Origin of the sequence: Ignatzschineria sp. RMDPL8A (assembly GCF_029815055.1) — a bacterium.
Classification (GTDB): Bacteria; Pseudomonadota; Gammaproteobacteria; order Cardiobacteriales; family Wohlfahrtiimonadaceae; genus CALZBJ01.
On the sequence record NZ_JAPPWA010000002.1, the window covers coordinates 472,552 to 485,352 of the forward strand.

The 12,801-nt window shown below is 47.1% G+C and carries 9 protein-coding genes; 6 read left to right on the forward strand and 3 right to left on the reverse strand.

Annotation, left to right across the window (positions count from 1 at the left end):
• Window positions 1-216: 216 nt before the first annotated feature.
• The 4 genes from OXI21_RS03760 (at window position 217) to OXI21_RS03775 (ending at window position 5,977) form a co-directional block, all read left to right on the forward strand.
• Window positions 217-2,139 carry a feruloyl-CoA synthase gene (locus OXI21_RS03760; RefSeq protein ID WP_279618223.1) on the forward strand — a complete coding sequence of 641 codons (1,923 nt, stop codon included), beginning with the start codon at window positions 217-219 and terminating at the stop codon, window positions 2,137-2,139.
• An 82-nt stretch (window positions 2,140-2,221) separates the two neighbouring features.
• On the forward strand, window positions 2,222-3,169 hold the full coding sequence (locus OXI21_RS03765) for an acetaldehyde dehydrogenase (acetylating) (RefSeq protein ID WP_279618224.1): 948 nt from the start codon (window positions 2,222-2,224) through the stop codon (window positions 3,167-3,169).
• A gap of 2 nt (window positions 3,170-3,171) precedes the next feature.
• Complete coding sequence (dmpG, locus tag OXI21_RS03770; RefSeq protein ID WP_279618225.1) at window positions 3,172-4,191, forward strand: 4-hydroxy-2-oxovalerate aldolase; 1,020 nt, start codon at window positions 3,172-3,174, stop codon at window positions 4,189-4,191.
• A gap of 307 nt (window positions 4,192-4,498) precedes the next feature.
• Window positions 4,499-5,977 (forward strand): hypothetical protein, encoded by a 1,479-nt coding sequence (locus OXI21_RS03775; RefSeq protein ID WP_279618226.1) that lies wholly within the window; start codon window positions 4,499-4,501, stop codon window positions 5,975-5,977.
• Between the two features lie 100 nt (window positions 5,978-6,077).
• On the opposite strand, the gene OXI21_RS03780 is transcribed toward OXI21_RS03775, so the two are convergent.
• Window positions 6,078-7,283, reverse strand: coding sequence for an FAD-dependent oxidoreductase (locus OXI21_RS03780; RefSeq protein ID WP_279618227.1), 1,206 nt, complete (start codon window positions 7,281-7,283; stop codon window positions 6,078-6,080).
• 182 nt (window positions 7,284-7,465) lie between these two features.
• On the reverse strand, window positions 7,466-8,329 hold the full coding sequence (locus OXI21_RS03785) for an adenylyltransferase/cytidyltransferase family protein (RefSeq protein WP_279618228.1): 864 nt from the start codon (window positions 8,327-8,329) through the stop codon (window positions 7,466-7,468).
• Window positions 8,330-8,473: 144 nt separating this feature from the next.
• Between OXI21_RS03785 and cls the strand changes: the two genes are divergently transcribed.
• Window positions 8,474-9,964, forward strand: a complete 1,491-nt coding sequence (gene cls / locus OXI21_RS03790; RefSeq protein WP_279618229.1) for a cardiolipin synthase — start codon at window positions 8,474-8,476, stop codon at window positions 9,962-9,964.
• Between the two features lie 191 nt (window positions 9,965-10,155).
• A complete protein-coding gene (locus OXI21_RS03795) occupies window positions 10,156-11,799 on the forward strand; it encodes a FecR domain-containing protein (protein ID WP_279618230.1) in 1,644 nt (547 codons plus the stop codon).
• 116 nt (window positions 11,800-11,915) lie between these two features.
• Here OXI21_RS03795 and OXI21_RS03800 read toward each other — a convergent pair whose 3' ends face one another.
• Window positions 11,916-12,800: a DUF4743 domain-containing protein gene (locus tag OXI21_RS03800; RefSeq protein ID WP_279618231.1), complete on the reverse strand. Its 885-nt coding sequence runs from the start codon at window positions 12,798-12,800 to the stop codon at window positions 11,916-11,918.
• Window position 12,801: the final 1 nt, after the last annotated feature.

A 12,801-nucleotide genomic window follows, 5' to 3' on the forward strand; every position in this document is an offset into this window, starting at 1 on the left:
GGTTTATCTACGATCATTTGATCGAATTAGATTCGATAGCAGTGCGGGCTAAATAACCGCCAATATCAATATAAAAAGAACAATTACTTACCTTTGCGATAAAGGGAAGCCGGGATTTTCACGCCTAAAAAAGGGGAAATCTCTCTTACGCTGGACTGTAAAAGCACACAAAACGATAAGAATAAAAAACCACAAAAATGATTGGAGGAAGCAATTATGTGTAGGACATTGGGCCGGAATCGGAGTTTAGTGTCTGCAACGGTACTGAATAATTTTCAGCAACGCCATCACGCGGCAGAGAGTGAGCGAGCCGATCTCGCCCCTGCAGCGGTCATGTGCGAATACCGTGCCGATGGAAGTTTTATTATGCGATCCCCAGAAGAGCTGCAACCTTACGCCCGTTGCGTTGGCGAGTGGCTCGACTTTTGGGCAGCGGAGAAGCCAGATCACACGTTTCTAGCGGAGCGTGAGGGGGACGGCTGGCGTACGCTTAGCTATAAAGAAGTGCGTGAGCAGATTGGACGGATTGCGCAAGGTCTTCTCGATCTTAAGATCCCGACGTGCCATCCGATTGTGTTTCTCTCCGGAAATGGAATCAGCCAAGCGCTTATGACTTTAGCGGCGTACCATGTCGGTATTCCTGTGGCAACGATCTCCGCTGCCTACTCTTTAAGACCGAAAGAATTTAGTCGTCTTAATTGGATCTTAAATACGCTTGAACCCTCGGCGGTATTTGTTGATGATGGCGCAAAATATGAAAATGCCCTTCGCGGTGTGGAAGTCGATAGCCGTCTCATTATCGAGCATAACGCAGAGCTCTTCCCCCAAGCGGTCACCTTTGATTCGCTCTTAAATGCAAAAGAGACGGATGAGGTTTCTGACTACTTTGAGCAAATTACCCCCAATACGGTGGCGCGTTATCTGATGACCTCAGGTTCAACCGCCGATCCGAAATTTGTGGTGCACACACAACGCATTCTCTGCTCAAATCAGCAGGCGATCGCGCAGTGCTGGCGCTTTGTGGAGCAAAAAGAGATTGTAGTGGTGGATTGGCTTCCGTGGAGTCACGTTTTTGCCTCAAACCATAACTTTAATATCGTGCTGCGTAATGGCGGAAGTCTCTATATTGATGATGGAATGGCGACCGATCAGCTCATTGATCGCACCGTTGAAAACATCAAAATGGTGAAACCTTCGCTCTACTTTAACGTACCGCGCGGTTATGAATTATTGCTCCCCTATCTTGAAAATGATCCGGAGTTTGCCAAAGCATTCTTTGGGCGTTTAGAGCTTCTCTTCTATGCAGGGGCGGCGCTTCCAAAAAATGCGTGGGACCGCTTAGTCACGGTTTCAGATACCGTTCGCGATAAGCCTCTATTTGTGGCAACTGAGTGGGGCACAACGGAAACAGCACCAGTGATTACCAACGTTCACTACACTTTGGATGGCCCGGGGAATATCGGGCTGCCTGTTCCCGGCGTTGAGGTGAAATTTGTTCCCACCGAGGATAAATTTGAGATGCGCGTTCGCGGTGAGTCGATCTTTAATCGTTATTTAGGCGACCCGTCGATTACTCAAAAAGCCTTTGACGAGGAAGGGTTTTATCACACCGGCGATGCGGGACATCTCGCGAATCCCGAGCGCCCTGAGCAAGGCATTATCTTCGATGGCCGAATCACTGAGGACTTTAAGCTCAATACTGGAACGTGGGTTTCAGCCGGGGTGATGCGCCCGCTCTTAGTGGATGCCTTCTCGCCTTATGCGCTCGATTTTGTCATTACCGGACACGATCAGGAATATGTGAGTGCGATGATGTTTGCAACGAAATATCTCCACGAACTCGCAGACGATCCTGAGATGGCGCTCTCGATGGAAGATCTCTCCGATCACCCGAAAGTGCGCACCGTGTTACTTGAGTGCATGAGTACGTTCCAAAAGGACAATCCTGCGTCATCACGCCATATTAAACGCCTCATTATTCTCGATCATCCGCCCTGCTTGGAATCGGGTGAGACGACGGATAAAGCGTATATTAATCAGCGGAAAACCTTAGCGCGCCGCCGTGATCAAGTGGAAAAACTCTACACCAAGCAACCGGGCCGAGAAGTGATTCGTCTGTCGGAACGTGTACGCAATTAATCAGAAATAGAGACGGGAGGCGGGCAATCTTCCTTCCGTTTCGAAGTAAAAACAACAAAAACAGAGGTTAAAGGAGTGACGTATGGTAGAGAAAGTACGTGCAGCGATTATCGGATCGGGCAATATTGGCACCGACCTGATGATCAAAATTTTAGAGCAAGGGGAAAATGTCGCGATCGATACTGTCGTCGGAATTGATCCCGATTCAGATGGATTGGCACGAGCGCGCAGTTTAGGCGTAAATACCACGCACGAAGGGGTCGAGGGCTTAGTTAAAATGCCTAGCTTTGAGTCGATCGACATTGTGTTTGACGCCACTTCAGCAGGCGCGCATCTCTTTAATGAGCGCATTTTACGCGAGCATAAAAAAGAGATTCAACTGATTGACTTAACGCCCGCGGCGATTGGTCCGTACTGCGTTCCGGTAGTCAATCTTGAGGAGCATCTTGATAAGAAAAACGTCAACATGGTGACCTGTGGTGGTCAAGCGACGATTCCAATTGTCCATGCCGTTTCAAGTGTGACCAAGGTGCATTACGCAGAGATTGTTGCTTCAATTAGTAGCCGCTCCGCAGGGCCTGGAACGCGCGCTAATATCGATGAATTTACCGAAACCACTTCCAAAGCGATTGAGATGATCGGTGGGGCAACCAAAGGGAAAGCGATTATCGTCTTAAATCCTGCCGAGCCACCATTACTCATGCGTGATACGGTCTATTGCTTTACCGATAATGCCGATCAGGAAGCGATTCGCACGGCGATTGAAAAACGCGTGGCAGAGGTGAATCAATATGTGAAAGGCTATCGCTTAAAGCAAGACGTTCAGTTTGAGGTGATTCCGGAAGATGCACCGCTTAATCTCCCTGAGATTGGCTATAAATCAGGCCTTAAAGTGGCGGTTTATCTTGAAGTGGAAGGCGCCGCTCATTATCTGCCTGCGTATGCTGGAAACCTCGATATTATGACCTCAGCCGCGCTTGCGACCGCTGAGAAAATCGCGACCAATTTACACACCCAACAGGAGGCCTAATCATGAGCGTACCTGAAAAACTCTATATCTCTGATGTGACGCTTCGCGATGGCAGCCATGCGATTCGTCATCAATATTCGATTGAAAATGTTCAAGCCATTACCAAAGCGCTCGATGATGCCAATGTCGATAGCATCGAAGTGGCTCACGGTGATGGATTACAAGGATCGAGTTTTAACTACGGATTTGGCAAGCACTCGGATCTTGAGTGGATTGAAGCGGCGGCCGATGTAGTTAAAAACGCCAAAATTGCAACGCTCCTCCTCCCCGGGATTGGCACCACGCACGACCTCAAAAATGCGTATAACGCAGGGGCGCGTGTGGTGCGCGTTGCAACCCATTGTACCGAAGCGGACGTATCGGCTCAGCATATCAATTATGCCCGTGAGCTTGGTATGGATACGGTCGGATTTTTAATGATGAGCCATATGACAACGCCGGAAAATCTCGCCAAACAAGCGAAATTGATGGAAGGCTACGGCGCAACGTGCGTTTATGTGGTCGATTCCGGCGGGGCGATGACGATGGATAATGTCCGCGATCGCGTCCGTGCGGTACGGGATATTTTATTGCCGGAAACGGAGATCGGCGTGCATGCGCATCATAACTTATCGCTCGGGGTTGCGAACTCGGTAGTGGCCGTTGAAGAGGGTGCAAACCGTGTGGACGCAAGTTTAGCGGGAATGGGCGCTGGTGCAGGAAATGCGCCGCTTGAGGTCTTTATTGCGGTAGCCAATAAACTTGGCTGGAAGCACAATTCAGATCTTTATACCTTGATGGATGCCGCTGACGATATCGTTCGTCCCCTTCAAGATCGCCCCGTTCGTGTTGACCGTGAAACCCTCGCGCTTGGTTATGCGGGCGTTTATTCAAGCTTCCTCCGTCATTCGGAAGTGGCGGCTGAACGTTACGGGCTTAAAACCGTCGATATTTTGCTTGAACTTGGCAAACGTAAGATGGTGGGCGGGCAAGAGGATATGATCGTCGACGTGGCGCTCGATCTTCTCAATCGTCAAGGCTAACCGTAGACGTTAGACATACCTAAACGTGTCCCTATGAATTGATTTGATTGACTTGGTTAATGGATAGGGCGCGAACTTTGATCTCCAGGAGTAATGGATAATTTACTCACACTATATCTCCATGATATATCGCGATTTATCGCATTGGCTTAGATTCTGGGTAAGGGATCTAAGCCTTTTTTATGGGGGATTTAAACAATTTCACTCGAATCTTGATATTGATTAAAAAGAGCCTCGGTAAAATTGCCGAGAGACCGCTATTCACATAGCATGGAAGGGTATATGTAACCTTATTTCTGGAGGGCTTATGAAACATCTTTTTTCGCTCCTAGCATCACTTTCCTGCATGACCTTTGCCATGGCGCAGGCCGATATCGCAACCACCACTAATCCCGCTACAAATTCCGCGGAATATTCTCCTTATGATGTAGAAGTGGTGACCAAACAGACCCCGCAATGGTTTTTAGAAACGGGCAATTTTATCTCCCATCTCCAAGCGCTCGATGCATTTCATCAGCTTGAAAAAGACATTAAATCGGCGCCGTTTTATCAGGAAAATCGCCGCCATTGCCACAACATCAGTATCGATCAACATAACGGGCGTTATCGTCTTCTTGTCGGGCCCTATTTAGACCGCACCGATTCCAAAGAGATGCAGGTCTATCTTGCCAAAGAGGCCTATAAAAGTTTCCCTATCGCGCTCTATAAAGATCGTTACTACAATTTTGATCTAAACGTTCAAGCCAACATTCATGAAATTGCCGAAACGGCGTATCAAAACCGTAAAAATGAGCTGATTGGTCAAGAAAAATGGATCAATGTACTCGCTGAAAAAGAGGGCGTAGTCTCCCCATCCAATGCATTAAAACTCACCGCAGAGCGCACCGAATCCCGCGATAATATCTATCTAGAAGTGGCAACGGATGAGGGGTTTGCGCCGGCATTTCCCCTTGGTATCGCTTTTGCAGAACATGCCGGATTTACCCTCGATGAGCTCTTTTGGTGCAGTGATAATGGATTGATGTTTATGCTCGATGGGCACTATTATCAGATGCGCGTTGAGCCGCTAGCGTCGAGTGATTTGACCGATAATGTCGCGAAAGATCCCGCGCTTGATCTAACCAATATTAAACGTAAACCGCTTAATGAATTTGATGCGACGCGCTTTAATGCCCAAGTGATTTCGGGCGATGTGGCCTCTGAGGGGTATCATGAATCGCTCCTTAAAATTGAGGTAAAATCGCTTGAGAAAAATCGTCGCGGGCAGGTGCTTTACCATATTTTAGATGGCTCGTGGGCCGATCATAACAGTGAATCGGTGGAGCTTGGCAGTTATAAATGGGACGGTAAAACCTTAACGCTCTACACCTATTGGGCCCGTTTAGGCGATGCGCCGGTGAGCCCTTTTGGTGGGCAAAAAATCACCTATCATTGGGATGATAAAGCACGTAAATTTACCTTAAATAACTTTGAAGAGTATTCGCTGGTTCCCGGGTTTTGGCAGGGCAGTGATGGCCGATCGGTGGTTGATCTGCCGATGGGTAAAGACTCCATTTTAGAAACGCCGCGAATGCCGGAAGATGAAAAACTGATTAATGAATATATCAGCGCCCATAAACTCGGTTTTTACTCGAATCGTGAGACGCTCAACCGTAAGTTTTTACTTGGGGATAATGCCCGTAAATTGATGGATGAAGTGCGCGGAGTGATGAAGCAAAGCATCGAGGCGAAAACGGGTGATTGGGAAGAGCGCGCGAAAAAAGGCGATATGCGTTTTATGAAGTAATGCCTTAAAGCAGCATTAAAAAAAGCCTTATTCTGATTGAGTTTTACGCTTAGAATAAGGCTTTTTCTTGTTATATCGGAATCTCGATATGGCAAAAAGATTAACGCAAGGTCATTACATCAATTGAGGTGTCGGCTAATTTTTCCGGATCAAGCACCATTTTGCGTTTAAACCACATGCGTCCAATGCCGATCACTTTTGGGTCATTGATCGCTACAATGGAGCGGACGCGATTTTCACTATCGAGGTGAATATAGGCTTTTTGCGTCTCGCCACTGTCGCGAATAATGAGCGTGCACTCCTCATCGATGGGAAGGCTCATAATCTGAATGTTATGATCGTATTGATCCGACCACACCCACGGAATTTCCCCATAGGCCGGCGGATTTTTCCCCATAATCGCTTTCGCGGCGATCATCGCTTGATATTGTGCGTTGGCCCAGGATTGCGTACAAAAGCCGACAACGGGGTGAATCGCCACATCGCCTGCAGCATAGATATTCGGGTCAGACGTTTGGCCAAACTCATCGACGATAATCCCGCCTTTAATCTCAAGCCCCGCATTTTCCGCAAGTTCTGTAGCAATCTCAGCACCCGCCCCAACAAGGACGATATCGGCATTCACCTCATCGCATTCCGTTGTTAAAGTCAGCGTGCCATCGGCATTTTCTGCAAGATCGATCGCCCCGCAATTAAGGTGAATGTTGGTCCCTTTTCCGGTATGAAGAGTGTAGAGATACTCAGAAACCTCAGGCGGTGCACTTCGGCCACATAGACGCGGTGCAAGCTCAAAAAGATCCACATTAAGCCCAAGTTTATTCGCCGTTGCGGCCACTTCCAGCCCAATCCAGCCGCCACCAATAATCGCTAAGCGTTTTCCGGCTTTAAAAGCCGCTTGCAGTTTTAACGAATCATCAATGGTGCGAAGGGTATGCACATTTTCAAAGGCAGTCCAATTGGCATTTGGCACACGAGGACGGCTACCGGTGGCTAAAATGAGGCGATCATAGGGGAGTGTTGTCCCATCATTTAAGGTGACGGTTTGCGCATCACGATCGATCGCTTCTGCGCGCTTGGGTTTATGCCAATCGATGTTGAGCGCGTCGATCACCTCGGGTGAAAAAAACGATAAAATCTCAGGGGATTCCTCGCCGGCGAGCACACTTTTTGAGAGAGGCGGGCGCTCGTAAAAGATCTTTTCTTCATCAGAAATAATGGAGAGCGTTCCCTCAAAACCCTCTTTACGCAAGGTCTGCGCCGCAAATGCCGCCGCTTGACCGCCCCCGATAATGACAATGGATTCCATTGTTCTCCTCCTCACAATTTAACGGTTTTATTTTTTATTGTTCTTTAGCCGTTTGATTTATATCAACCATACAGCTCTGTATGGTTAGCATAGCGCGGAATAAAAAAGGGTGCAATAGGGAGGCCGGGAATTGGCAGATTATTGCACCGGATTGGGTTTAAAATGATGAGTGTATTGTGAGATTATTTCGGGGGAATTAAGCGAAAGGTAGTCTCGATAAAGTGTTTTGCGCGGTTAAAAGGCGCTTCGGAATTGCCATTGATTTCAGCAGTGGCGGGAGAATTTTGCTCGGTCGCATTCTCTAGAGGGGCGCTCAGATCGAGTAACGGCCGTTCGGTACGCACTTTTTGATCGCTAATCACCGCATGAAAGGGGACGCTCGATAGGGTCTCTTCAGATTGAATAATCACAAAGCTAAACATGGTGATCGAATCGGGAATCGTACTTGGGCAGACTTTATAAAATTTACTGTTATAAATAAGCGCTAGCAGCGGCGCGATACTTTCGGCAGTTTCCCCATAAAGCGCGATCTTTTTATGAAACCATGGGCGAATTAAATTTGGAATAAAGCTCCAATAACGAAAGGGGGTTGTGCGAGAACGCGTTGCGGAGATATCAAATTCGTAGCGTTTGGGGTCCATCAGCGTTACGGGAAGCTTAAAGAGATCCTCATAAAAGGTCTTATCTTGTGGCTCGCTACTGTAGATATGGGTCGGGGTAATGCCAAGATGATTGATGAGATCAAAGACGCGATTGGTCCACTCATCCCAGCCATTGGGGTAGGGTGGAATGCCATCTTCATTTAGGTGATGCACATGAATATTTGGGCGCCCGGCAAAGATCGTTTCCGCCCAAGAAATGCGGTCTTCAGGCTTCGGCATCGCATTAAAAAGGCTCTCGTTAAAGAGTTTTGTATCGCGATTGGATTCACTGCAAATGATTAAATGGAGCGAATCGACGCGATAGGAAGCCTCTAAGATCATATTGATGTGGCCAAGATGGAATGGGAAAAACTTCCCTAAAATTAAGCCGGTACTCGGTAACATGATGCATCCTTAAAACAAAAGGTTTAAGTCAATAGTGTAGCATTTTTCGTGGCGAGTGGAAGCGCAATCGCAGGCATCAATCTGCGTTAAGAGCATGATATGATAAGGGCTCACTCTGCTTATTTATAGGATGATTTTATCGTTATGCAAGAATTGACCGATTTTATAGTGCCATTTTTGACGTGGCTCGTGCTTATTTTATACACCGGCGCGATTATTGGTGTTGCGGTGCAGGTAATTTATGAGACAACGAGTCCAAGTAAAACGCTCGGATACCTGCTTTTGATCATCTTTATTCCGCTCCTTGGGGTGATTTTATATCTCTCCATTGGAGTCAATTATCGCAATCGAAATATGTACAGTAAAAAAGTGATGGCCGATGATGCGACGGAAGCGGAGGTAAAACGCTATATCAAAACCCTAAAACATGAGGCGCTTGAGCTCGATAACCCCGCAATTCAGCAGTATGAGAATCTCGCGCGTTATATTGCTTCAGATCGGATTCATTGGCTCAGTCAATATAATGATGTGACCCTTTTAAATAACGGGGAAGAGAAATTTCCAGAGGTGCTCAAAGCGCTCGAAAACGCGAAATCCACCATCCATATTGAATATTACATTGTGCGGAATGACAAGATCGGCAACGCCATTAAAGAGGTGCTGATTCGTAAGGCAAAAGAGGGCGTTAAAGTGCGCTTTATCTACGATGATTTTGGCAGTGGTGCCATTCGTAAAGCCTATGCAAAAGAGCTTCGCGATGCGGGCGTTGAGATCTATCCGTTTCGTAAACTCATTTTTATTATGCTCGCTAATCGCCTCAATTATCGCAATCACCGTAAGATTATTGTGGTGGATGGCGTTGTTGGGTTTGTTGGTGGGATCAATATTGGCGATGAATATATCAACGAGGGGAAAGGCGCGGAGGATCTTTATTACCGCGATACCCACGTTAAAGTGGTGGGCTATAGCTGTTATTCGTTGCAATATATCTTTCTCTCGGATTGGAATTTTTGCGCCAATCAGCGCATTGTTCCTTCTGAAAAATATTTCCCTCATATCGACCGCTCGCAGTTTGATCATCACCAAGAAACGGCTCAAATTGTGGCAAGTGGCCCCGATTCACCGGAACCGATGATTATGAATTCGCTTATTTTAGCGATCGCTAATTCCAAGCGTGAGGTACTCATTACAACGCCCTATTTTGTCCCGTCTGAAATGGTCTTATCGGCGCTGAAAATGGCGGCGATGAGCGATGTGAAGGTGAAGGTGTTAATTCCAAAGAAAACTAACTCATTCTTTGTACGCTGCGCCGCGAATTCGCTCTTTGAAACGCTGATGGATGCGGGAGTGGAGATCTATCATTATGAGCGTGGCTTTATCCATGCGAAAACTTCGGTATTTGACCGGAAAGTTGCGATGGTGGGGACGGCGAATATGGACAATCGAAGTTTTGACCTTAACTTTGAGGTAAACGCGGTCGTCTATGATGAAGCCTTTGCAAAACGTATGGCGGACGACTTTTTTGAAGATCTCACACACGCGACAAAAATCGATCCGCTTGAGTGGAAAAAGAGCCGTTCGAAAGCGCGGATTTTCTTTGAAAAAGCGATCTATCTCTCCTCCTCGTTGCTCTGATCGAATATTGGGGTTATTAGAGATTAATATAGAATAATAGAGAGTTGTTTTCACTCCCATACGCTTCTTAATAAAAATCAAATAAGCGGTCTTTTCCTCAGATGATTGTCGATATTTCTTAATGATTGGGCAATATTTGTTATAATTTGCCCATTATTTATCGATGTATTATTAATGAAGGATCGTTCACGGTGAATCAGTATATTTCAATCAAGCGCCAGCCTCTTATGGGCTTTGTGGCGCTTATATCGGGCCTTATTCTGAGCCTTATGGCGGCCATGGCACAGGCCGATGAATCAGAAGAATATTTTCTTTACAAAACGGTGGAGGGCGATAGTTTATGGAATATTACCGAGCGCCACTTAACCGATATTAAACATTGGGTGCAACTCGAGAAATTAAATGGCCTGCCCAATAGTGATTATATCGAGCTTGGCACCGTTATTCGTATTCCGAAAGCGTGGCTTAAAAAGCGTGAGGCGAGCGCGACACTGACGGCGATTAAAGGTGAGGTGGAGCTTAAACGCGATAATCAAGAGATTGAGCTTGATCGTACAACCATGGCGAGTGATCGCGTTGTTTTATTGCCGGGAACGACGATCACCACGCATGACCAGGGCTTAGCCACCATTGAATTTAATGATGGCTCGCAACTTCTGCTGCAAAGTAATAGTGAGCTTGAACTGCGTCAATTTGATGCGCTTGGCGATGGGTCACTGAGTGATATTGAGATTAAACTGCATAAAGGGCGCGTTGAAAGTTCGATTCCTTCGAGCCCAATTTCAAACACCAACTATCGCGTTTCGACCGATGTGAGCGTAAGCTCGGTGCGCGGAACGACTTTCCGGGTGAGCGTTGGCGCTGAAGATGCGGCAATTACCGAGGTGTTGGAAGGAAAAGTGCAAGCGGATCGCAATACCGATAGCCAAACCATCTTACTTAAACGTGGTGAAGCGGTGGTGCTCGATGCCACAACCACCGAGATTAAAGCGGTTGAACTCTTGCCACCGCCGATCTTTGAGATGGAGACCATTGTCGAAACCTCGCCCTTTAGCATTACGCTTCCTGAAAATCCAAAAGCAACGGGATATCATCTATCGATCGTGCCTTTTGGAGAGAATCCAAAACAGCCGATTTTTAGCCAAAGCGTTAGCGGAAATGTGGTGGAGAGCTCGCAAATTGACGATGGACGTTACCATCTGTTTGTCAGCGCCATTGATGAATTGGGCGTAATGGGGATACCTGCGCAACACGATATTATTGTGAATGCTCGTCCTTACGCACCGGTGTTAGGTGCGCCGACCCATGAACAAAAACAGCTCCTTCGTGAGCTTGTCTTTAAATGGGATGCGAAAGATGAGGCGTTAACCAGTGGCTACTATCTCCAAATTTCAGACGATGAGAGCTTCCGTCTACCGATTGTCAACGAGCCGATTTTGCCGGGCGTTGAATATAATCTAAAAGAGGGGCTTCGTGCGGGGGTCTATTATTGGCGCGTCGCGGCACTTGATCAATTTGAGCAACGTGGGCCATTTACTGAGCCACAAAGTTTCCGCGTACTGCTTGAAAAACCTGCGCTGAGCGCGATGGATGTAGTGGTGAGCGATATTCGTTTAACTTGGCCGGCGCTTGAAGAGGGTTCGCAGTACCGCATTCAAGTCTCCACCGATGCGAACTTTAATCATATCTTCTTTGATGAAACTACCGCCGCTGCGGAAATGCCGATGAGCGCGATGAAGCCGGGCGATTATTTCTTCCGCGTGCAAACCATTGCAAGTGATGGCTTTGTCGATGAGTGGAGTGAGGGTAACCCTTTTAATGTTCCCGCAAAGTAATCGCTGTTAACGATCACTAAAGTAGTTAAAAAATTAAAGCCCGTGTCATAACGGGCTTTTTTATGTCGATCGGTTTTTGGTTTTAATCAATGAGTGACAAATGAAAACCAGAAAAATCAGGCGTCGCTCATCAGTCTTTTGGTTAAGAGCTCAAAGTGCGGGTGAGTCTTTGGAATCGAGCCGTGCCGCAACATAAACTGAAGCATTACAAGCGCGCTATTATCTTTAAATTGATGCTCTTCAATGAGCGTTGCAATCGAATCTAGCGGGAGACACTTAAACTGGAGCATCTCTTCGTCATTCACTTTAGGGATAAAATCTTGCGGCAGCTTTAAATCGTAACAAAAGAGGGTCTCTTGGCGAATAGTCCGATCGACTTCTTCCATATTGTGGAGCAGGCCTTGATAGCGCATGGTTACGGCTAAGTGATGGGGAATGCTCGCCTCTTCCATCGCTTCACGTTCAGCACTCTCATCGACGGATTCTCCATAGGTAAGCCCCCCTGCGGCGATCTGATCAAACTTAAGCGGGGCAATGCGTTTTTTAGTGGAGCGTTGTCCAATCCAGCAACGAAGCGGATTTTCCTCATTCTCAAACGTGGTAAATCCATTAATATGAGCGCCATAGGTACGCACACCAAAAAAGGGGGCCGCGCTCCGCTCGATCACAAAGAGAAGATCATTCTCACGGAGCGAGGTTTCATATACGCCATAGAGCTCCCCTCGCCATTCATTGAGATGGCCTGCCTCATAAAGCATTGCACTGATCTCGGCGATCTCGGCACTTCGTGATTCGGACGAGCGAGATAAAAATGGTTCGGCAAGCGTTATGGTATCTGAACTTTGATCGATGGTGAAAACCTGATGAAACGGCGCAATAATCTCCGCATGATCGCGGTGAATCCAGCCAATCGGGGCGCTATTATTGGTTTTTTTTAAGGCATAAAAATCCTCGAAACGGGGGGATGCGATCCGTTCGAGAGCAATTTTATAATTAATCATC